This is a genomic window from Coleofasciculaceae cyanobacterium, assembly GCA_036703275.1.
In the GTDB taxonomy this organism is placed as follows: domain Bacteria; phylum Cyanobacteriota; class Cyanobacteriia; order Cyanobacteriales; family Xenococcaceae; genus Waterburya.
Map to the genome: position 1 here is coordinate 94,837 of DATNPK010000076.1, position 21,349 is coordinate 116,185.

21 protein-coding genes are annotated in these 21,349 nt (G+C 40.5%); 3 read left to right on the forward strand and 18 right to left on the reverse strand.

The features are described from left to right. The first annotated feature begins 97 nt into the window (after positions 1-97). Positions 98-409 (forward strand): hypothetical protein, encoded by a 312-nt coding sequence (locus V6C71_14030; GenBank protein ID HEY9769592.1) that lies wholly within the window; start codon positions 98-100, stop codon positions 407-409. A gap of 174 nt (positions 410-583) precedes the next feature. Here the strand turns inward: V6C71_14030 and V6C71_14035 are convergent, their stop codons facing one another. From V6C71_14035 to V6C71_14060, 6 genes are all read right to left on the reverse strand, one after another. After that, entirely contained in the window at positions 584-817 is a 234-nt protein-coding gene (locus tag V6C71_14035; protein ID HEY9769593.1) for an isochorismatase family protein, read from the reverse strand. Positions 818-1,428: 611 nt separating this feature from the next. Then, positions 1,429-1,800 (reverse strand): ATP-binding cassette domain-containing protein, encoded by a 372-nt coding sequence (locus tag V6C71_14040; GenBank protein ID HEY9769594.1) that lies wholly within the window; start codon positions 1,798-1,800, stop codon positions 1,429-1,431. Positions 1,801-1,967: 167 nt separating this feature from the next. Continuing rightward, complete coding sequence (locus V6C71_14045; GenBank protein HEY9769595.1) at positions 1,968-2,600, reverse strand: nucleotidyltransferase family protein; 633 nt, start codon at positions 2,598-2,600, stop codon at positions 1,968-1,970. Positions 2,601-2,692: 92 nt separating this feature from the next. Further along, the gene (locus V6C71_14050; protein HEY9769596.1) at positions 2,693-3,781 is read right to left on the reverse strand and encodes an XdhC/CoxI family protein; all 1,089 of its coding nucleotides are present in this window, start codon (positions 3,779-3,781) and stop codon (positions 2,693-2,695) included. A gap of 2 nt (positions 3,782-3,783) precedes the next feature. Beyond that, a complete protein-coding gene (locus V6C71_14055; GenBank protein HEY9769597.1) occupies positions 3,784-6,522 on the reverse strand; it encodes a molybdopterin cofactor-binding domain-containing protein in 2,739 nt (912 codons plus the stop codon). A gap of 49 nt (positions 6,523-6,571) precedes the next feature. Further along, the gene (locus tag V6C71_14060; GenBank protein ID HEY9769598.1) at positions 6,572-7,414 is read right to left on the reverse strand and encodes an FAD binding domain-containing protein; all 843 of its coding nucleotides are present in this window, start codon (positions 7,412-7,414) and stop codon (positions 6,572-6,574) included. Positions 7,415-7,834: 420 nt separating this feature from the next. Here V6C71_14060 and V6C71_14065 point away from each other — a divergent pair, with 420 nt between their 5' ends. Next, on the forward strand, positions 7,835-8,860 hold the full coding sequence (locus V6C71_14065; protein HEY9769599.1) for an adenosine deaminase: 1,026 nt from the start codon (positions 7,835-7,837) through the stop codon (positions 8,858-8,860). Positions 8,861-8,913: 53 nt separating this feature from the next. Here the strand turns inward: V6C71_14065 and rplT are convergent, their stop codons facing one another. From rplT to V6C71_14100, 7 genes are all read right to left on the reverse strand, one after another. Beyond that, positions 8,914-9,267 carry a 50S ribosomal protein L20 gene (gene rplT / locus V6C71_14070; GenBank protein HEY9769600.1) on the reverse strand — a complete coding sequence of 118 codons (354 nt, stop codon included), beginning with the start codon at positions 9,265-9,267 and terminating at the stop codon, positions 8,914-8,916. 79 nt (positions 9,268-9,346) lie between these two features. Beyond that, entirely contained in the window at positions 9,347-9,550 is a 204-nt protein-coding gene (rpmI, locus tag V6C71_14075) for a 50S ribosomal protein L35 (protein ID HEY9769601.1), read from the reverse strand. Positions 9,551-9,647: 97 nt separating this feature from the next. After that, the gene (locus V6C71_14080) at positions 9,648-10,472 is read right to left on the reverse strand and encodes an SWIM zinc finger family protein (protein ID HEY9769602.1); all 825 of its coding nucleotides are present in this window, start codon (positions 10,470-10,472) and stop codon (positions 9,648-9,650) included. 132 nt (positions 10,473-10,604) lie between these two features. Continuing rightward, positions 10,605-11,399 (reverse strand): M15 family metallopeptidase, encoded by a 795-nt coding sequence (locus V6C71_14085; protein HEY9769603.1) that lies wholly within the window; start codon positions 11,397-11,399, stop codon positions 10,605-10,607. Positions 11,400-11,429: 30 nt separating this feature from the next. Further along, on the reverse strand, positions 11,430-12,830 hold the full coding sequence (locus tag V6C71_14090; GenBank protein ID HEY9769604.1) for an NAD-dependent malic enzyme: 1,401 nt from the start codon (positions 12,828-12,830) through the stop codon (positions 11,430-11,432). A 97-nt stretch (positions 12,831-12,927) separates the two neighbouring features. After that, positions 12,928-13,581 carry a tRNA (guanosine(46)-N7)-methyltransferase TrmB gene (gene trmB, locus V6C71_14095; GenBank protein HEY9769605.1) on the reverse strand — a complete coding sequence of 218 codons (654 nt, stop codon included), beginning with the start codon at positions 13,579-13,581 and terminating at the stop codon, positions 12,928-12,930. 24 nt (positions 13,582-13,605) lie between these two features. Next, positions 13,606-14,142: a DUF4330 domain-containing protein gene (locus V6C71_14100; protein ID HEY9769606.1), complete on the reverse strand. Its 537-nt coding sequence runs from the start codon at positions 14,140-14,142 to the stop codon at positions 13,606-13,608. A 300-nt stretch (positions 14,143-14,442) separates the two neighbouring features. Here V6C71_14100 and V6C71_14105 point away from each other — a divergent pair, with 300 nt between their 5' ends. Then, entirely contained in the window at positions 14,443-14,868 is a 426-nt protein-coding gene (locus V6C71_14105) for a TerB family tellurite resistance protein (GenBank protein HEY9769607.1), read from the forward strand. 62 nt (positions 14,869-14,930) lie between these two features. Here the strand turns inward: V6C71_14105 and V6C71_14110 are convergent, their stop codons facing one another. The 5 genes from V6C71_14110 to infB form a co-directional block, all read right to left on the reverse strand. Further along, the gene (locus V6C71_14110; GenBank protein ID HEY9769608.1) at positions 14,931-15,815 is read right to left on the reverse strand and encodes a sugar ABC transporter permease; all 885 of its coding nucleotides are present in this window, start codon (positions 15,813-15,815) and stop codon (positions 14,931-14,933) included. Between the two features lie 122 nt (positions 15,816-15,937). After that, a complete protein-coding gene (locus tag V6C71_14115) occupies positions 15,938-16,993 on the reverse strand; it encodes a DNA cytosine methyltransferase (GenBank protein ID HEY9769609.1) in 1,056 nt (351 codons plus the stop codon). Between the two features lie 146 nt (positions 16,994-17,139). After that, positions 17,140-17,334 (reverse strand): hypothetical protein, encoded by a 195-nt coding sequence (locus V6C71_14120; protein HEY9769610.1) that lies wholly within the window; start codon positions 17,332-17,334, stop codon positions 17,140-17,142. Between the two features lie 94 nt (positions 17,335-17,428). Continuing rightward, the gene (locus tag V6C71_14125; GenBank protein ID HEY9769611.1) at positions 17,429-18,046 is read right to left on the reverse strand and encodes a low-complexity tail membrane protein; all 618 of its coding nucleotides are present in this window, start codon (positions 18,044-18,046) and stop codon (positions 17,429-17,431) included. A gap of 82 nt (positions 18,047-18,128) precedes the next feature. Continuing rightward, positions 18,129-21,086, reverse strand: a complete 2,958-nt coding sequence (infB, locus tag V6C71_14130) for a translation initiation factor IF-2 (GenBank protein ID HEY9769612.1) — start codon at positions 21,084-21,086, stop codon at positions 18,129-18,131. Between the last annotated feature and the right edge of the window lie 263 nt (positions 21,087-21,349).

Sequence of the window (21,349 nt, forward strand, 5' to 3'; positions counted from 1 at the left end):
ATCATTCAAACCAGTCAAATAAAGTTAAAGACTTGCAACCAATCAAAAAAATCTCTCTTTAGGATCGTGTTTATTTTTCTTTTAACTGTGAAACTAAATGATAAATACAATCATAGAGAGTATGGAAAAGACGTTATTCGATAAATTCTTCCGTGACAGCAATGGTAATATTGTTATTGCTCAACCACCAAACTTACCTATTATTGTCTGGGGTGTAGCTAGCTTGCTGAAACTATTTTTTACAAGTGGCTTAACCAATGTGGGCTTAGACCTAATAGCTTTTGGCTCTTTGTTTACTTGGGCGTGGCTTGAATTATTTCAAGGCGTTAATTATTTTCGCAGGATGCTAGGTTTCGTTGTGTTAGTTGGATTTGTTGGGTTAAGAATTTTCGGTAATAACACAATTTAAACTTTAATTGCTGCTGCTCCCCAAGTTGCCTTACTATCAGGAAAATTGCCTGTGAAAACCAAAGCGATCGCCAATATTTCCACCGGCGATCGCTCTAGTTTGTAATCATTTCTTCCTCAAAACTTTTAATATTTCTCTAACAGATACTTTCTCGGTGTTGGGTAGTGTACTAACTTATGTACAGTTTTGTAATTTGACATAATCTTCATTGAAAGACAAAGCTTTTAAAAGATTTTCACTCGTCGTAGTCCAACCCACAATTCCTCCTTGAGCGCGAATCATCTCTAAGGTAGATTTTTTAAATTCAGGAAAATAGCTGGCGGTGGCATCTTCAACTAACAAACATTCATAACCGCGATCATTAGCTTCGCCCATGGTTGTCTGTACGCAAACCTCAGTAGTAATCATATGGTTGGGCTGGAATTAAGACCATTGCTTAATTTATTACTTATTACTTCATTGCGATCGAGATTGATCTCATTTCCCTGCTTAAAACTAATATCCCGCCATGCGTTGACCAATAGTATTGATATCTGCAAGTGCGATCGCATAGCTTGAGAAGTTCGTCTAAGTCTTCACAAAAATGGCGGCGTGGAAGCGCCCCTTCTTTATAATCCGGGGAGGAAACGTCGCCACGCCGCCGCTAATTGTGAATAAAGTTTATTGCCAGCTCGCTATTAACTAAAGTGCCATCCTTGGCCAAATCCCACGCACTTTAGTCGTGGGATGAGCTTAAGAGTTGCCTGATAGATTGCACCGTTTACTAAAATTTCTCCACAGATAGCCGAACGCTGACCTAATAGTATTTCTACCAGTTCTTTTTGCCCATTCCTTGATATTCCTGCAATCCCAACAATTTCACCGCTATTTACTGTTAGATTTACGCCTTTAACTGCTGGAAGTCTATCATCTCGATCAGCGAAACATTTTTCATTTCTAAAACAGTTTTACTAACAGAAATTACTGTTTTTTCGATCTGTTGCAACTCGCCCTTTTCACCCATCATCATTTCGGCTAAGTCAGCAATATTTTAAATCTTTGACTAAGCCATTTCCGGCTAACTTGCCTTTACGCAATACGCTGACTTCATCGCAGAAAGCCATTACTTCTAAAATTAAAATGCGACACTTATGAGCATCACGGGTACTATTAATTTGACACGATCGCCGGTCAATAACTACTTCACCCTCAGTAGGCTGATAAAAACCCATAATGCACTTGACCAAAGTGCATTTACCTGCTCCGTTTTCTCCTAATAAAGCCCGAACAGTTCCTGGCTTGATTTTCATGGTTACGCGATCGAGAGCCACAAAACTACCAAACCTCTTGGACATATTAACCGTCTCTAATGCTGGAAGCATCTTGGTATGGTTCTGGTTGCTTGCAGTCATAGCCCTCATAAATCACCTCGATCAATGGCTGTAATCTGATGGGTTTTAGATTGACAGAATTAAGCTGAAAATTATGTATTTAAGATTACAAGACTACTTTTTAGGATTTATCTTAAAGAAACAATACACAAAATAATTTGAGAATATTGTTTAAGCTCAATTAAGATTTATTGGCTATTATTTTTAATTAATATTGTTTTCTGCAATTCCAATTGGTATTTACTTTGGTTATTAAGATCGCTCAACACTTGTGAAGTTGCAAATTCAATTTTTTCAATATCAGAATAAAACTGGCTAATAATTTTGCGTAACCCTAAAGTTGCCTCGCGAATATTTTGCAGAGCTGGTAATAGTTGCTTAGAAAACAATAACGGATGCCCTAATTTGCCTTGATAAAAAGGTGCTGTAATTAAAGCTGATTTTTGATAATAAGCCTGTAATAAAGTTTGATAAATATCAGCCGACCGAGGCTGATCGACAGCCGAAATAATAATAGTAGAAAAATCCCCTGGAAGAACTTGTAATCCAGTTAAAATTGAGCTGGTTTTACCGCGATCGCACCGATGATTAATCACAACCCAACTACCATCGGGACAATCAGATTGCCGATGAGCATTATGAGAACCCAAGACAATAATTGGCGTAATCCCAGCTAGTAAAAATTGTTCTGCTTGGTAGCGTAGTAAAGTTTGATGATTGTGCCAGAGTAAAGTAGTTTTGCAAGTTCCCATACGAGTAGATAAACCTGCTGCCAAGATTAAAGCAAAGTTTCGCTTATCAGGACTAGTAGACGTAGGCATAAATAAATCCACCATTAGTAAATCTTAGAAGCCGCGCAATTAAGTATTCTGACTTCCGCGTAGCGATACTAGCCTCTGTTGACGAGACGCGATTACCCTTTGGGTACACTTCGTCGGGCATACAGCAATTCTCCTACATGAACTGTAGACCTTGTTTTTGAGTGTTGCATTCGTTCGCAAAGAGGCAAACCCGTACCGCCACGACGTACTTTAATTAATTCACCACAGATACTAACGGCAATTTCTTCAGGAGTTAGCGCACCAATATCTAACCCTATAGGTGCATAAAAATTTGGCAATCTTTCTAGCGATATTCCTTGCTGCTGTAGCGCTTGATGAATCATGCGGATACGCTTCTGACTGCCGATCGCACCGATATACTGATAAGCCAAAGAACGTTGTAAAATAGCCTGTAATGCTTCAAGATCTTGTTGGTAGCCTCGGGTTACTAGAGCTATATAGAGTCGGGCATGATTGGCTAGAGTAGCTAAAGTTTCAGTAATAGATTGAGATAAAAGTACTGCTTGAGGAAATCTTTGGGGAGTCACAAATTCAGGGCGATCGTCCTGTACGGCGATTTGAAACCCAGCCAAATTAGCAATTTGTGCCAAAGCTACAGCTACATGACCACCACCGATAATTAATAAAATAGGTGGCGGTTGGATTGTTTCGACAAAAGAGGTTGAGGTGTACGGAAGTTTTGGGCAACGCCCATACGGAAGTAGAGAATTTTTAATTTCCTTAGACAAATCTCGATCGCTAATTAAATAAGGTTGAGTATTATTAGTCAAAGGCGTAATTAATTCAGCAGATTGACCAGTTTTAAATAATTCCAGAATTTTGGTTACTAGGGCGATCGCCTTTTCCCCCGACCATTTTTCCAACCATACCTGTACTTTTCCCCCACAGACTCCTTGAATATCTTGACCAGGCGTACCAGTAAGATCGATTTCAACTAGCTGTTTTGCTTCTGTCTCTAGGATCGATAATGCCCGTTTAATTACCTTACTTTCGCCCGCACCACCGCCGATAGTACCAATAATGCTGCTATCAGCACAAACAGCCATCTTTGCCCCGACTTCTCTGGGCGCAGAACCAATAACCTTAACAATAGTCGCTAATACTACTGATTCTAATTCTAATCGGTGTTTTAACTGTCGATAAAAAGTGCGCTCGTTCATTATCAATGATCCATTGTCAATTGTTCATTACTCATTGCTTGCCAGACTCGTTCGGGAATCATCGGTAATTGACGTAACCTAACTCCTGTAGCCTGTGCCACGGCATTAGCGATCGCTGGGGCAGCACAGTTAGTCCCAATTTCACCAATACCTTTAGCCCCAAAAGGGCCATAAGGATCGGCCTGTTCGATTAAAAATACTTCCGTTGGCGGAACATCCGTAGCAGCAGGAATACGATAGGTGCGTAAGCTGGGGTTGAGTATCTTACCTTGTCCATCAAAGCGTAGTTCTTCAGCCAGGGCGTATCCCAAGCCCATAACCAAACCTCCGATAGCCTGTCCGTGACAAATGCGAGGATTAATTGCCTTACCAATATCGATCGCCTCGGCGCAGCGCAATACTGTTATCCTTCCTGTTTCGGTGTCTACCTCCACTTCTACGCCTAAAAAGGCAAAGGTTAAAGAAGAGCGATCGCTGGTATGTTCTAATTCTACTTCTAATAATTCTCCTCTTGCTGCTGTTTGGGCTAATTTCTCCAGAGTTATTTTGGCAGATGGACTAAATATTTTATTTTCGTCTAACTCCAATTGGGCCAAATCAGCTTCAATAATTTCGGCTGCGGTTTTAAGAAGGTGCGATCGCAATTTTTGGGCAGCTAAATTTACCGCTTGTCCAGAAATAAAGGCAGTAGCCGAGGCATAAGAACCCGCATCAAAGGGCGTATGATGAGTATCTGCGCTAATTAGCTTAATTTTTTCTACCGTTGTTCCTAATACCTGGGCTGCTATTTGTCGCAAAGATGTATCCGAACCAGTACCGACATCTACCGAACCCGTTCGCAGTTCGTATAGTCCATCTGGCATTAAAGATAGTTTGACGCTGGCTAAATGAATTTTGGCTAAACCACTAGCTTGCATAGTCGCCGCAAAACCAACGCCGCGCTTTAGATGTCCTGACTCTGGCTGTTTGACTGGATCGTAATCTAACGCCTGGGTAACTTTTTCAATACATTCATCAAGGGCGTAGCTGCCAATAATATGAAAATGTTCTTCTCGACCAATTAGAATTTCATCTTTGGCGGTAATTAGATTATGCTGACGCAGCTTGATCGGATCAATATTTAATTTACTAGCAATTTCATCGAGTTGAGATTCCATCGCAAACGTGCCTTGAGTCGCCCCGTAGCCCCGAAACGCACCTGCGGGCATAGTATTGGTATAAGCCACCGTTCCTTTATAAGACTGATTGGCACAGCGATATAAGCCGAGAGGAAAACAACCAGTCAAGAAAACTACTGTTTCTGCATGATTCCCATAAGCCCCCGTGTTAGAAATCGCCTCCATCTCTTGTGCCACCAGCGTACCATCGTTTTTTACACCCGTTTTCAGTCGGATATTCATTGCGTGACGGCTATTAGTAGCGGTAAATTCTTCTTCTCTAGTAAATCGCCACTGAACAGGCTTGCCCGTTTTTAAGGTTGCTAATACACATAAGTCTTCGGTCAATATTTCCTGCTTGTTCCCAAAACCACCGCCTAACTGAGGTTTATAAACCCGAATCTTTTCTTTGGGTAAGTCAAACAGTTCCGATAGCAATCTTTGGCAGTGAAATGGTACTTGGGTACTAGAACGAACAACTACAGTACCGTTTTCATTTTGCCAGCTAATACTAGCGTGGGGTTCTAAATGGACGTGCTGTACGGCGGGTAAAATATAGGTATTTTCAATAATTAAATCGGCTTGGGCAAATCCTGCTGTCAAATCGCCTTTATCTAAAACTACTTGACCAGCAATATTATGAACTGCATCTTGTATTTGACTTGATTCTGGTTCGTCATGAATTACCACTTCTCCCTCGATCGCTTTTAGGGGATTAATTACATGAGGCAAAATTTCATAATCAACCTTAATTAATTCGCAAGCCCTAGCGGCGATCGCTTCTGTATCAGCTACTACTGCTGCCACGCGATCGCCGATAAACCGTACTTTGTTATCTAATAAGTAATGGTCTAAAGGATCGGGTACTGGTGCGCCATGTCCTGCGGTACTATAAGCTCGTCGGGTAACATCTTTATGGGTGAAAACTGCCTCAACCCCTGCCAATGCTTGGGCTTTTGACGTATCTATCTCGCGAATATGGGCATGAGGATGGGGCGATCGCAATACTTTAAGATGTAATAAGCCAGTCGGCGACCAGTCTGTGGTATATACTGGTTTGCCCGTAACTAAATCAGGACCATCTTGTTTGGGAACGTCTTTTCCTACCTGCCCTTCTTGGGCAGTTATGGGTTTGAGTAAATTATCATTACCGCATTCGAGAACGCTATCAATAATCGCCTGATAACCAGTACAGCGACAAAGATTACCTTCTAATTCTGCCCTCAACTCCGCTTCCGATTCATACTCCAGCTTACTTGCCGTCATAATCATCCCTGGAGTACAGTAACCACACTGAAAACCTTGCTTAACTAAAAAAGCTTGCTGCATCGGAGATAGCCTGCCATTTTCTAAACCCTCAATAGTAGTTATCTGATGACTATCTGCCCGCATCGCGGGATAGATACAGCTATGAATAGGTCGATCATCTAGCCACACCGTACAGCTACCGCAGTCTCCTGACTCACAAACGCGATGCACTCCTGCGTATCCTAAGCTGCGGAGTAAAGTTAATAAACTTGTTCCTGGGTTACAGTTGGTGCTATAGGCTTGGTTGTTTACCTGAAAATTTAATAAATCTGGCATGGTTTTTGATAATTTTATGTCGGGGCAATGAGAGAATTGGCCCGACGATTTAATATCGGCGTTTTCCATTTATCCCTGTGGTTAGTTCAGTAATTCCTCGCTGCATCAACACCTGAGTGACCTGACGACGATATGTTGCACCACTTCGTTCATCATCGATGTAGATGTGTAAGGGCATTTTGTGAATCGCCCCGACGATTTGTTCGGGGGTTGGTACGCTATCAAATTCAATTAAACACGGCGATTTTACACTACCGCCAATGCCGAACCTGACTTGCTGGGTTTGGGGATGATAAGCTGTTACCACGATCGCGATCGCATATCCTGCCGTACAGACCGCCATCCGTTTAAAGCTAGTCTGCCACTGCGATAGATTCGAGATGGGAATTTTAATTCTGCGTAATACTTCCCCTGGCTGCAAAACTGTCTGTTGTGGTGCGGTTTGAAAATTAACTGCATCTACAAAATAAGGTTCGTGGTTGTTAGGTCGCCAAATTTCATAGCTGGCATTCAAGACAATCATCGCCGGGATAAAAGTACTGGCACTTAATGCCAAACAAATGTTCCCTCCCACCGTAGCAGTATGGGATAACTTAAAAGAAGCTAGTTCTCTCACTGCATCTTTTAGGGCTTTTGTTGCCGACCAGGGTATGGGAAAAGAGAAGTCTAGCAAATCGTTTTGAATGCAGGTTGCCCCGATCAATAAGCCTTGGGGGGTAACTTCTATTTCTGACCAGTTAAACTGCTGCATATCCACCAGGGTTTTGACCTGGGGTTGGACTTCGTTAAAAATCCAGGTACCGCCAGCCAGCCAATTCCAGTCAGGTTGCCAATCTGATACTTCTGTTAATGATTTCGGTCGCAGATAGGTTTCAACGCTATACAAATCCATGGCAAGCGACTTTTATTTTGTATGATTATCTATCTTGCTGCGAAACTAATGTGCATACTGTATGCAATGTGTCAGAACTGAAATTTTATTAAAGTTAATTTGAATTAAATAATCAATAATCTATCTCTTCTACTCAAAGCTGTCTAAAAGGATATCTATTTTAGCAGCAGTATCTCAGCTCAGATTTGTTCTCCTCGCTTGATAAATGGGCGAAATTGGCACGTAATCAGAATAAATACTAGGTTTCACAACCCCGCGCCGATGCAAGGCGTTTCTCTTCAGTTTTTGAGGACAAAGGAATGCTGAAATCATAGTAGCAAGTAGTAACTAACTACTAAATCCGTATAGAAATAAATAAACTATGAAAGTAACCCGTAAAAATAAAAGTTAGTATAAATATACTAACTGCTAAAAGCAACCATGAAAGAATTCATCCGAGACTTACCTAAAGCAGAACTACATCTACATATTGAAGGTACACTTGAGCCAGAAATGATGTTTGAATTGGCTCAACGTAACAATATAGATATACCCTATAAATCGGTGTCAGAAGTAAAAGAAGCCTATAATTTTGAGGATCTACAATCTTTTCTTAACATCTATTATCAGGGGTCGGAAGTATTACAGCAAGAACAAGACTTTTACGATTTAACCTGGGCATATCTGGAAAAAGCTGCCAGTCAAAATGTGCGACATACGGAAATATTTTTCGATCCGCAATCTCATACAGATCGAGGTATTGCCTTTGAAACCATCTATCAAGGAATTTATCGAGCCTTACAGGCTGGTAAAGATCGACTTGGCATCTCCAGTCAGTTGATTCTCTCTTTTCTGCGCCATCTTAGTGCCGAACAGGCATTTGCCACCTTAGAACAGGCACTACCTTATAAAGATAATATTCTCGCAGTTGGTTTAGATTCTGCCGAACAAGGTAATCCTCCTGCTAAATTTAAAGCAGTTTTTGATCGCGCTCAAGCAGAAGGGTTTTTAACCGTTGCTCATGCAGGAGAAGAAGGGCCACCCGAATATATCTGGGAAGCGATCGATTTACTAAATGTATCGCGGATCGATCATGGTGTTCGCTCGATGGAAGACTTGAAATTAGTCGATTATTTGGCAAATAAGCAAATTCCTTTAACCGTCTGTCCCCTCTCTAATGTTGAGCTTAAAGTGTTTGACTCGATGGCAAAACATAATCTAAAAAAACTTTTAGATTTGGGGATCTGCGTCACGGTAAATTCTGATGATCCTTCCTATTTTGGCGGTTATATTGCTGAGAATTATCAAGCAGCACAGTCAGCTTTGAATTTAACTAAACAAGAGCTTTATCAGTTGGCCAAAAATTCTTTTCAAGCTTCTTTCTTGACACCAGAATCTAAGCATAAGCTAATTGCTGAGTTGGATGATTATTATCAGAGATCTTCAACCCAAATAGCTAAAAGCTAATAACTAAAAGCTAAAAGCTAATAGCTTTTGGATAACTAAAATCTATTTCCAATTTAGTCTGCCGATTTAGCTACTTCGGCTACTTTTTCAAAGGCTTGAGGATCTACCATAGCTAGCTGGGCTAACATTTTACGATTTAAACCTACTTCAGCTTTTTTTAGTTGGTGAGTTAACTTGCTGTAGCTTAAACCGTTCATTCTGGCTGCTGCATTGATGCGAGTAATCCAGAGACGGCGAAAATCACGTTTGCGCTTACGGCGATCGCGATAGGCATTACGCAATGCCTTCATTACCTGCTGATTAGCAGTACGAAATAGTTTGGAATGAGAACCACGGAAGCCTTTAGCCAGCTTCAGGATTTTTTTACGACGTTTGCGGGCAACATTACCCCGTTTGACTCTACTCATAGTTAAATATTTATGGATCTTGTTTTATGGAAGTTACAACTAAATTTAAGACTAAGTTTTAGTTGAAATAAAGTCTTGTTTAGCTGTAGGGCATCATGATGCGTACTGCTTTTTCGTCAGTCTCGTGTACTACAGCCATGTTAGATAATCGACGACGAGTACGCTCTTTGCTTTTACGTTCTAGTAGGTGATTCTTAAACGCCTTGCGACGCATGATTTTTTTGCCACTGCCAGTAATGCGAAAACGCTTGGCAGCAGACTTTTTAGTTTTGAGCTTAGGCATGAACTACAGATAATTAGACACAATTTACAATTATACTCTGGGTCTAATGTCAATTACAAATCAATTTGATATTTAGCAAAAATTATTGAAAAAAAGCTTAAAGCTTATTCAATGCCGACATAAGAGCCTGTTGTCCTGTAGTTTGATATATCTGAGTTAGATATTGCTGAACTGCTGCGGCATCAGCAGGAGGTAGAGGCATTGCTCCTAAAAGATCTAAAATTGTTTTCTGCTCCATTGGTGGCACGATCGCAACTAAGCTAGATTCCAAAGATTCGTTATATTGCCAAAAGCCCTTAGTTTTGACTCCCGCGTCATTGGCTGTAGCTGTAGCCGAATTGATGGTTGTAACTATTGTTGGTTGGGTAGTTGTTTTAGTAGCCTTGGCTTTTTGACTACGAATTTGGCGTAAACGTTCAATAATTTGATTTTTAGTCCGCCCTCTTAACTGAAAAATAATAAAAGGATCTTCACTAAAGCGATCGCCTAATTGATAGTAAACCGCTGCAATATGCTTACAAGGATTAGCTTTATCGGGGCAGCTACACCGAGAGCGTACTTCGTTGAGGGTAAAAGGAAATAAGCTCAAACCGCTGGCGGTAAATACAGCCTCGATAGTTTCGGGCATTTCCCCTGCTAGGAGTTGCGCCGAGAAAACCGCCTTCTCCGACATTTTGGTAATGACAAAATCCCAGTCTTCGTTACTAAAAGAGTCTAAGGACAAAGATACTCGATAGGGTTCAGCATCACTTCCTTGCACTACTGCTTTAGCTCTAGAATCAGTAAACTCCATGTTGAGAACATTGCCTTCTCTAGCATAGCTTCGCCCTCTTTCCAAACGCTTTTTAAATCGATAGGAGTTGAGCAAATCTAACCATCGCTCTACCCACCATTCCTGCTTTTCTACTTCAAAGTTAATCATTTTTTTTAGCTGTTAGCTATTAGCTATTAGCCGTTAGCTTTTTTTAGTAAACAAATAATCCAGTAGAATAATCATAATTAAAGCAACTATCAACTGGCTGATTTCCTGTTATCAATACCCAAAGAGCGATCGCTATTGTCTCACCTTATAAAAAGTTTCTAAACTATCGCGATCGCCTACAAATCTCCAGTGCCAGGGTTCATAACTGACTCCCTGTTTATTACCGAGAGGAAAAGATAGCTCAAAACTATATTTTAAGGCATTTTGCTCTAACCAACGAAAGGCAGCAGTTTCAGCAAATTCCGTCTCCAGATTAGTTGCAGGAGCATTACCATCTCCAAGATCGACCGCATAGCCTGTATGATGTTCGCTATAGCCAGGAGGCGCGCTAACTTCGGCGCGTTTAGTAGCATCCTGTACTTTTTGTTCTTTTACTCCAAAAAATAGTTGTTCTTGAGTCTTGGCATCACGGAAGGCAGAAATAGGAACTAAGATTACTCCATCAGCTTTAGCAGCAGCCTGCATTTGCAGAAATTTTTTGGCAGCAGCAGAGCGCATTGTCAAGCTACCATCAGCCGTGATTGTCTTTAATTGCGATCTGGGAGCAACATTATAGGGTAAATGACCTAAGAGATCTCCTTTGCCAGGCTGTTTTTCTGGTTTTGTTTCAGCCTGAGGAGAAGTAACGGCAGTTTTTTGTGGTTGTTCTAGTTTGACTTCAGGCTGGGAAGATCTCAATTCAAGAGAATGGTCAATTGTTTGTCGAGCCGACTTATTGGAAAATGAAAATAACCATACCGATACTAATCCCACTATGCCAAGACACAATATTATGCCTAATATTAGGGGTATAGACAGGGTGAATCCTGATTTTTTCGGTTGCTCTACATTCTCTCTTATCGCCTCTGGAATTTCAATTTCGTCCATAGTATTTGTCAACAACTAAATGTTTTCTCGCTAGTTATTGGTTTTTTGGGCAACATTGTCTTGTTGGGCAGCTAGATATACTGCCTGAGCTACTGCTGTTGCCACCCGGGGATCGAACACTGAAGGAATAATATGCTCTCGGTCAAGATCGGTATCATCAATTAAAGTAGCGATCGCTTTGGCAGCTTCCAGGTACATATTTGTGGTAATCGCCGAAGCTCTACAGTTTAATGCACCACGGAAAACTCCAGGAAAGGCTAACACATTATTGATTTGGTTAGGATAATCGCTTCGACCTGTTGCCATCACTGCTACGTTATCATAAACAAGTTCGGGCTGAATTTCGGGAATTGGATTTGCCATCGCAAATACAATTGGTTGTTCTGCCATTGTATGTACCATTTCGGGAGTGACAACTCCTGGCGCACTAACCCCTAAAAAGATATCAGCATTTTTCATGGCATCAGCCAAGTTACCGCTCTCGGCTACAGCAAACTTTTGCTTTTGCTCGTTTAGATCTTCACGCTGATGGTCGATAATTCCTTTGGAGTCACAAATTACAATCTTGTTAGCTCCTGCTTTACGCAGGAGTAAGGCGATCGCAATGCCAGCAGCCCCCGCCCCATTAATCACAATCTTCACCTCAGCTATTTCCTTACCGACTAATTTAAGCGCATTATACAAAGCTGCCAAGACGACAATGGCTGTTCCATGCTGATCGTCATGAAAAACTGGAATATCAAGCTCTTGTCTTAATCTGTGTTCGATCTCAAAACAGCGCGGTGCAGCAATATCTTCTAAATTTATCCCGCCAAACACGGGAGAAAATTCTTTAACTGCTTTAATTATTTCTTCCGTATCTTGAGTATCGAGAGCGATGGGAAAAGCATCGATTCCCGCGAATTCTTTAAATAATAAAGCCTTGCCTTCCATAACTGGCAAAGATGCTGCCGCACCTAAGTTGCCTAACCCCAAAACTGCGCTACCATCAGTCACCACAGCCACAGTATTACCTTTAATGGTTAAATCATAAACCCGTTCTGGCTGTTCGGCGATCGCTCGACAGATCCTACCAACTCCTGGAGTATATGCCATAGCCAAATCTGACTGAGAATTTAGCGGTAATTTACTCTCAACGCTAATTTTCCCGCCCTGATGAATGGCAAAGGTGCGATCGCTATAGCTGATTATCTTAACCCGAGGTAAGCTTTTGATCGCCTCAATGATTTGATCTCCCTGTTCGGTGCTAGAAGCATCAATCATTAATTCTCGCTGAGTATATTTAAGATTACGCTGTAACAGTACAATATCGCCTAAACTACCACCAAATTGAGCAATGATACTCATTACTGAAGCTAATGCACCAGGGCGATTGGGAATTTCTAACTCGATCTTTAAGCTAAAGCTGGCACTAGGGTTTAAATCTACCATTATTTATGTGTGTTGCAGAATTGATTATTGTAAACCGTTTTGTCGCTTGAAGACTGGTAAATATAGCTACTATTGATCGACAAACGATTAATGTTTTTCAATCCTTAAATTCTTCTGTTGCTGATTTGTCATATAAAACTCGATACACAGGTAGATGTTGATTTAATACATATAATTCTCTTTCTGTCGGCACTGGCAAAGGGTTAGCATCAAGCCAAGTCGTAGTGTGCTGCTGAATTAATAAAGGATTGGCAGCAAAGCGATCGCGCATTTCTACCGCCACTGCCTCTATGTCTGACTGTATGAATACTTGCCCTCCTTCGAGCAAGTGAGAGACCAAAATTGTCACTAACTCTGGCTGTATTACTCGGCGTTTGTGGTGTTTTTTCTTAAACCAGGGATCGGGAAACTGAACTGAGATTGTCTTTAAACTATTTTCTGGCAAAGATTCTAGCAATATCTTGGCTGAACTATTCATGTTGCCAAATAAATAGTGTAGATTGGTTAAACCTAATTCATCTCGAGTTTGATTAGCAGAATTAACTAACTGCTGGCGAATTTCGATACCCAGAAAATTAACCTCTGGGTTAAGCTGCGCCATATCCAATAAGAATTTACCCCGCGCCGAGCCAATATCCAAATGCCAAGGGCGCTCGTTTCGGGCATAAACTTCCTGCCAATTTGGTATCAAGATCGGCTGCTGAAACTTACGAGTCAAAGGATTAACGTGCTGGCGAATACGAATAGGCATAGAGATTGATGCGATCGCTATAAATTAAGATTCTTTAGTATCTATGGCAACCACTGTACCGCTAAAGTCGTAGATATTACCCTGTAACTGAATTGATGAACCTATTTTAATTTTTTTACTACCGTCTAATACATAACCAGTATCAGTTACTTCGGCTCTACTAGCTAAAGTAACTACAATATCTCTGATCATTTCTATTTCTGGACGCGGATCTCGAAGAGCTTTTACCGTGCCGTCTGGCTGCGGGACAACAGTTGTTCTCGGCAAAACCTTGCTAGAAACTATTTCGACTTTTCCTGCTGGTTGATTACGAATCACAACATCTGCTTGTTCTTCTGTAAATTCTTGGGCTAAAGCATCATAATTAGCCACGCTTAATCCTCTAACTAATACTTTGACTTCAATCGGTTTTTCTTTGGTTTGAGCGACAAGGCTATTAGTTAGAGGCGTACCTGGGAAAAAGAAAACACCGACAACAACCAATAAAATTACACAGGCAGCAGCCAAGTCAAGAATGCTCAACTTACCAAATAGTCTTCCTTTAGAATCAATAATCTTCATAATTAATTGTCGGAAATCTCGATATTCTACATAATTTCGTTTATATTATGTCACTAGTTAGTTGTAATCAGTCATTTGTCCCAAGTCACCAGTTGAATAGCCAGTTTTTTAATTGGCTAAATACAAAGAAAAAAATATTTTCTTGAAATTGTTTTGACTTTAGCAAAGAAAACTAGATCGGTTAGCTTTGAAGATTAGTTTTTTTTTAAGATCTAAAGATAATTAGGAATAAACAGTTTAAGGCAGTATTGCTTGTCACAAATTTTAATAAAAATTTATCAAAAGAAAAAATAGCTAATCATGAGTCAAATAACCGAAAATAACAATCAAGACTTATTTGAAATTTTAGTAGCAGTCGCCTGGATTGATGGAGAAATTCAGCCAGAAGAAAGAGAGTTTTTAGAAAAAATTGCAGCCGAACAAAATCTAAAATCGTCAACAGAAGTGAAAGAATTATTGACTAACTATCAAGCTACATCTTCCGAACAATGTTATAAACTGCTCGAAAAACATTTGGGTTCAAATCCTAATCCAGAAGACTATACAAATTTGTTGTCGGCTGTCAGCCACCTAATTTATAGCGATAACGACATTGCTACAGAAGAAGCTTCTTTGTTGACTCAGATTCAAAATCTCGATCCTCAGAATCGGAAAAAGCATTCTGTGTTTGATAAAGTAATTGGAAAAATTCAAAAACTCTATCAGGCAGGACTAAAAAATCAGTAAAAAATAGCCAGTAAGAAGTAATAATTAGACGATTTTTCTTGCTTCTCTGCACCAAATTTCTGCTATTCTTCGTTCCAGATACGTAAATAAAAATAAACAAACACCGCAGCAATCATCAATAAAATGACTGCTGCTGCTGCTGCATAACCAAATTCAAAGCGAGAAAAAGCCTGTTCATAAATATAATAAACCAACAGATTAGTTGAGTTTAACGGACCTCCTCCAGTAATAATATATACCTGTTCAAAACTTCGCAGAGTAAAAATAGCGGTGGTTAAAACAGCAAAAACTAGAGTAGGCTTTAGGCCTGGAATGGTTATATACAAAAACTTTGCCCAATCATTTGCCCCATCTAATTCAGCAGCTTCGTAATGAGACTGAGGAATAATTTGTAACCCCGCAATAAATACCACTAGATTAAAGCCCAACTGCTTCCAGCTACTTAATAAAATTAGGACTGGCATCGCCCACACAGTGCTACTTAGCCAAGAAATCGGTTCTATGCCCCATGTAATCAATAAATCATTAACTAGTCCATCGGTTTGAAATAACCAGCGAAAAGCCAATCCTACAGCAACCAAAGATGTAATTGAGGGAATGAAATAGGCTGCCCGCAAAACTCCTCGCCAAGCAAGGGAACGATTGAGTAAAACAGCTAATCCTAGAGGAATAAGTATAGTTGGAATAACCGTGGCAATAGTAAAATAAGCGGTGTTGCCAATTACTTGCCAAAAGTCCGCATCGGTAAACAACCTGAGATAATTGCGCCAGCCGATCCATTGGATTCCCGCAACGGTAAAGCTACCAGTAGTAAAGCTGAGATACAGTAAATAGGCGATAGGATAAAACAAAAAAATTCCTAACAAGATCGACGCTGGAGTAAGAAATATCCCCGCAGCTACAGAATCGCGATCGAGCCAAGAAGAGATCGGGTTTATTTTAGTCATACCTGCTTATGTTTGATATCCAATTAATCTAGCAGTAATTGTTTTAACTGGATTATCAAAAGATTTAATTTTGACTTGCTGATATCGCTTGAAGGATGTTAATGATGAAATATTTGAGCTAATTAACCCAGGTAATATTCAAATTTAGATTTAAATTGTCTGGGCTGGTATATCTGCTGTCTACTAGCTGCTTGAGGCGACAATAATTGCTCTTTAATTGCGCTAGCTAAAGCTCTACTCAAATTGACAGGAACAGCATTGCCAATCATTTTATAACCTGCATTAAGATTTTGATAGCAATAAATAAAATCATCAGGAAACGTCTGAATTCGAGCGCATTCTCTAATTGATAAACGACGATAAAAGCCAGGGGAATTAGAATCGAAAATAAATTTATCCCGCCCGACATTAATCATTTTGTTAGCTTGGGGATGGATTGGCGCATGGCGACTGCTAGCTTGAATAGTAAAAGATGGTTCGTGCCAAGACCGTACCCGATTACGAGACATATACATACTCGAAAAACCACCAGTCGCATATTCATGATTGGCAATTAGACAAGCTTGATTAGGTTTATTTTTTTCTTTGGCTGCTAAGGTTGATTCTTTTAAGTCCCAAATTGCATCTTGAAGAGTTAGTGCTTCTCGTTGCTTAATCGCCTCGAAATCAAATACTTGCCCGAGATCTTGGCGCAAACCAACAAATATGACTCGCTTTCTGTTTTGAGGTACGCCAAAATTGACTGCATCGAGTAATTTAAACCTTACCTGATATCCTGCCTCTTCCAAGGCTGCAATAATATTTTTAAGAACCTGTTCGTGCTTCATATGTAGCATTCCTGAAACATTTTCGGTTAAGAAGAACAAAGGCTGTTTATCTTGTAAAATGCGAATATATTCGAGAAACAAGCGGCCACGATCGTCTTTAATACCTTTTTGCTTTCCTGCTTCACTCCAGCTTTGGCAAGGTGGCCCTCCGACAATACCAATACATTCGGGAATGTCTGAAGAAGAGATTTTTCTAATGTCTCTTCGATCTAAATGAGTATCGGAGTGATTTAGTTCATATGTTTGCCAAATTTCTCGATCCCATTCGTTGGCCCAAACAGTTTTAAATCCAGCTTGAGCAAAGCCTAAATCTAAACCGCCACATCCGGCAAAAAAGGAGATTATATTCAAACTACTTCGCTGACTAAACAATTACTCCATTGATAATAAAATAAAGCGAGTCTAATCTTGAGCGACATTTAAATTACAATAGGAGCGCATCTGGTGACACGCTCCTACTCAAGTTAAATAATGATTTGCCTTTTATTGTCTGTTTGTTAGTATGCAAGAGTTTCTAAGGTTTCTCTAAGATAGCGTCGTACCTGTTGGTCAAGATCTACGTCGCTACTAATGTTTCTTTCTCGTTGCCAACTCTGGAAACCAGAACTTTTAGCGCTCGCCTGTCTGAGGCTGAACCAAATTGCTCGATCTTGATCTTGACCATTTTGAGAAACGATGGTTGGATTTGTCATATATATTATATTTGATTACTTTATATTTATCAGTCTAGCTTAACTAAAATAACAGTCTGTAGTTGCAATTACACTCTTAAAAAACCAACATAATTTAGCTTACTTCTTGAACTTCAGATGATGATTTCCCAAACCACAGTATTTTGCTTACTTTAAATCCAGGTATGGTAAAATTATGCTCGATTTTTTCCCTGGAATATGGCTCTAGTTGAGCCAACTTTGATTCTTTGGTTAGTAAAACCAATAAAACGCTAATAGGCACTTGAACAAAAAGATTGCTGGCTAAAAAGCCGATAGCGGCGATCGCTAATCCTAAAATACGCCACTGGGGTATAAAGCCAGCTATAGCTATAGCTAAAGGAGACAAACTATACAGTAACCATAACAAGAAAAGCATGATTCCTGCTGTAATTACGCTAATTATTTTTTGTTTAAATGTTTCAAATAAAGCTAATATTTTTCTTTGGTCTTCGGTTAAATATTCAGGTTTAACAGAGAAAATTAAAACGCTAAAAATATCAAACGGGCGACTTAGCTGCATCAATAGTATAGGCAATATGGCGATCGCTGCCAGCAGAGGCAGCTCAATGAAATAAGCAAAACTATTTCCAACAGCTAAACCGATTAAAGTTACTCCTACCAAGGCGGGAAACAGAGCTATTCCCACCAAATGAATCCATAAAAAAGGTTCAGAACGCATTACATTAAACATTTAGCATTGAACAGTGCCAGCAACTTGAATTTTGGCTGACACTGTTCGATGAATTACAGGACACTAATGTTGCTGAATTATTTTATTTGGTTGCCAGGGTGCGACGCTTGAAGACTAATTCATAAGCTTCGATAATATCGCCCTCTTTCCAATCAGAGAATTTAGCAGCACCGATACCACACTCAAAGCCCGTGTTCACCTCTTTAACGTCGTCTTTCATGCGTTTAAGAGAGTTTAAATCGCCTTCGTGAACGATATTATTATTTCGACGAACACGAATCTTGCAGTTGCGGACTATCTTGCCAGATAGAACATAACAACCTGCTACAGCACCGCGACCCACAGGGAAGACAGCACGGACTTCAACCTGACCGAGACTTTCTTCAACTTCTTCTGGATCGAGTAGACCTTCCATTGCCGCTTGAATCTCATCTAAAAGTTTGTAGATGATGTTGTATTGGCGAATGTCTACCCCTTCGCGATCTGCTGCTTGACGAGAACCCGATGCCAAAGTGGTGTTAAATCCAATAATTACCGCACCACTGGCTGCTGCCAAGTCAACATCAGTTTCCGTTACTTCTCCAGGAGATGCTAAGAGAGTACGAATCTGAACCTCGTTTTGTGGCAGTTGTTGCAGAGAACCAACAATAGCCTCTACAGACCCTTGAACGTCTGCTTTGATAATCAGATTCAGCTCTTTTAATTCACCTTCTTGAGCCTGTGCCGAGATGGTGCTTAAACTAATTCGACGAGAAGATAAAGACTGTAGTAATCGAGTATCTCTTTGCTGGATGGAACGCCGATCGGCGATCGCTCTAGCTTCTTTTTCATCTTTATAGACATCGAACTCGTCTCCTGCTTCAGGAACGTCGTTAAGTCCAAGAATCTCAACTGCAAAAGATGGAGTCGCAGCTTCTACCTTTGCTCCAGTATCATCTACCATAGCTCGTACCCTACCCAAGACAGAACCAGCTACGATGCTATCTCCAACTCTTAATGTACCGTTTTGAACCAGCAAGGTAGCTACAGGACCACGATTGCGATCGAGGTTAGCTTCAATTACCGTTCCTTTTGCGGCGCGGTCTGGGTTAGCAGAAAGTTCTTCAACCTCAGCTACCAAAAGAATCATTTCTAATAGTTCATCAAGATTATCGCCTTTGAGCGCACTCACTTCAACCATAGTAGTATCACCACCCCAGTCTTCAGCTACAAGACCTTGTTCGGTTAGTTCTTGCTTAATGCGATCGGGGTTAGCCCCTGGCTTATCTACTTTATTAATCGCGACAATTAACGGTACTTCCGCTGCTTTTGCATGACTAATAGCTTCTCTAGTTTGAGGCTGTACCCCATCATCAGCAGCTACTACCAAAATAGCGATATCTGTTACTTTCGTTCCTCTAGCACGCATGGCAGTAAAAGCCTCGTGGCCAGGAGTATCAAGAAAGACAATTTGCTGCTGTTTACCATTGTGTTCGACATCTACATGATAAGCACCTATATGTTGAGTAATACCTCCAGCTTCTCCTGAAGCTACAGTACTTTTACGAATTGAATCGAGCAAGGTAGTTTTTCCGTGATCCACATGACCCATAATCGTCACTACAGGAGGACGATATTGGAGATTTTCTAGATCATCAGCATCCAACATTTCAGTATCTTTAGTTGCTGCTGACTTTTCTTCAGGAGTTTCCACAATTACCCCAAGCTCTTCTGCTACCGAACGGGCTGTTGCCAAATCTAGGGTTTGGGTAATGTTTACGGGAATACCTTTAAAGAAAAGATTTCTGATGATATCAGTTTCAGGAGTATTTAGCCTGTCTGCCAAATCTCTAACCGTAAGATTATCTGACAAAGTAATTGATTCAGCCAGGGTAGGTACAGCTTTTCCTTTAGGTTGACGCTCCGTTTTTTGAGTTTTCTCTGTTTTAAAGGATGGCTTACGAGGCTTTTTGTTAGCACTAGCTGCTGGTTGCTGTTGTTGCAAAGATTTTGGCTTGGTTGGACGGGCAGTAGATAAGCTAAATGCTTTATTTACCTCAACCGCGTTAGAATCGGCATCATCAAAATCCTCATCGTCCAGTAAGGGTTTGGGCCCACGACGTTTTTTAGCTGCTTTTCCTTTGGCAGACTTAGCTTGCTTTCCTTCGTCCTCTTCTTCGTTTTCCCACTCTTTTACTTTACGAGGAGGCGCAGGGCGTTTAAGTCGAGTAACTTTTTTGACCTCGAGATCATCAGTTGTAATATCTTCGCCGTCTAGATTTTCGGTACCGCTTTCCTCTATCTCTTCTGGCGGGGCGACTTTAGCAACCGCTTGAGCTTTTTGAGGTCTTTGATTGAGTTTAGGAAGAGGAGCGATAACCACTTTTTTCTTCTTCTCTGTCTCTGTCTCCATCTCTTCTGTTATGCTCTGCGGTTGCTCTACAGAGCGTATTTTAGGCTTGCTTGGAGGCTGAATTGAAGGAGATTGGATTGAAGAATTTTTAGTCCCTACTTTTTTAGCTTGAGGTCTCGAAGGTGGCCCAGCCAGTCTAGGGGGTTGAGCCAAACTGGGTTTAGCTGAAGATTCTGAAGTCTTATGTGCTGTTGGTTGTGCTACTTCACCATTATTTGAGGAAGGTTGATTAGTTTGAGGCGATTTTGTTGAGGTTAAGGACTCTCCCGCCGATCTTCCCGACGTTGGTGATTTGGGTCTAGAAGGCGGAGAAACCAATCTAGGAGATGTGCCATTGCCATTAGGATTAGCTGCTTGAGAAGTGGAATCTGGATGGTCAGTTCGATGATGAACAGCTAAAATCTGCTGCTTACGCTTAGCTGCTGCTACTTTTGGGGCTTTGGGTTCGTTTCTCTGGCTATTATTTGTTTTCTCTGTGCGAGGGGATTTCATCGCCACGGCTCTAACTCTTTCTGCTTGATCTGCTGTAATTGTACTACTATGACTTTTGACTGCAACATTTAGTTGTTCGCAAATTTCTTTAATGTCTTTGTTGTCCAAATTTAACTCTTTTGATAGTTCGTATATTCTAACTTTGCCGTTGTTCATCCACTATGCCCCTCAGTTGACTGTTTGTGTTTATTTGACCATTTGTTTGTCCATGTAGTCTTTCATGTTTTTTAGTTACTGGTAAAACTGCTATAACTCTATCAGATGTAAGATCTAGATTAAATAATAGAACAAGACGAGCGAGTCTTAAATTGTTACCAACATTAATTTACCCATACCTTTATTTTAAAGAAAAATATCAGATTGTTTGTATAATCTTGAATTCTTAATCCAATAATTTGATTTTTGTCATTGAAGCTTAA

Coding starts and splice junctions, on each gene's coding strand:
- V6C71_14030 (HEY9769592.1), top strand. CDS start 98: ATGATAAATACAATCATAGAGAGTATGGAAAAGACGTTATTCGATAAA.
- V6C71_14035 (HEY9769593.1), bottom strand. CDS start 817: ATGATTACTACTGAGGTTTGCGTACAGACAACCATGGGCGAAGCTAAT.
- V6C71_14040 (HEY9769594.1), bottom strand. CDS start 1,800: ATGACTGCAAGCAACCAGAACCATACCAAGATGCTTCCAGCATTAGAG.
- V6C71_14045 (HEY9769595.1), bottom strand. CDS start 2,600: ATGCCTACGTCTACTAGTCCTGATAAGCGAAACTTTGCTTTAATCTTG.
- V6C71_14050 (HEY9769596.1), bottom strand. CDS start 3,781: ATGAACGAGCGCACTTTTTATCGACAGTTAAAACACCGATTAGAATTA.
- V6C71_14055 (HEY9769597.1), bottom strand. CDS start 6,522: ATGCCAGATTTATTAAATTTTCAGGTAAACAACCAAGCCTATAGCACC.
- V6C71_14060 (HEY9769598.1), bottom strand. CDS start 7,414: ATGGATTTGTATAGCGTTGAAACCTATCTGCGACCGAAATCATTAACA.
- V6C71_14065 (HEY9769599.1), top strand. CDS start 7,835: ATGAAAGAATTCATCCGAGACTTACCTAAAGCAGAACTACATCTACAT.
- rplT (HEY9769600.1), bottom strand. CDS start 9,267: ATGAGTAGAGTCAAACGGGGTAATGTTGCCCGCAAACGTCGTAAAAAA.
- rpmI (HEY9769601.1), bottom strand. CDS start 9,550: ATGCCTAAGCTCAAAACTAAAAAGTCTGCTGCCAAGCGTTTTCGCATT.
- V6C71_14080 (HEY9769602.1), bottom strand. CDS start 10,472: ATGATTAACTTTGAAGTAGAAAAGCAGGAATGGTGGGTAGAGCGATGG.
- V6C71_14085 (HEY9769603.1), bottom strand. CDS start 11,399: ATGGACGAAATTGAAATTCCAGAGGCGATAAGAGAGAATGTAGAGCAA.
- V6C71_14090 (HEY9769604.1), bottom strand. CDS start 12,830: ATGGTAGATTTAAACCCTAGTGCCAGCTTTAGCTTAAAGATCGAGTTA.
- trmB (HEY9769605.1), bottom strand. CDS start 13,581: ATGCCTATTCGTATTCGCCAGCACGTTAATCCTTTGACTCGTAAGTTT.
- V6C71_14100 (HEY9769606.1), bottom strand. CDS start 14,142: ATGAAGATTATTGATTCTAAAGGAAGACTATTTGGTAAGTTGAGCATT.
- V6C71_14105 (HEY9769607.1), top strand. CDS start 14,443: ATGAGTCAAATAACCGAAAATAACAATCAAGACTTATTTGAAATTTTA.
- V6C71_14110 (HEY9769608.1), bottom strand. CDS start 15,815: ATGACTAAAATAAACCCGATCTCTTCTTGGCTCGATCGCGATTCTGTA.
- V6C71_14120 (HEY9769610.1), bottom strand. CDS start 17,334: ATGACAAATCCAACCATCGTTTCTCAAAATGGTCAAGATCAAGATCGA.
- V6C71_14125 (HEY9769611.1), bottom strand. CDS start 18,046: ATGTTTAATGTAATGCGTTCTGAACCTTTTTTATGGATTCATTTGGTG.
- infB (HEY9769612.1), bottom strand. CDS start 21,086: ATGAACAACGGCAAAGTTAGAATATACGAACTATCAAAAGAGTTAAAT.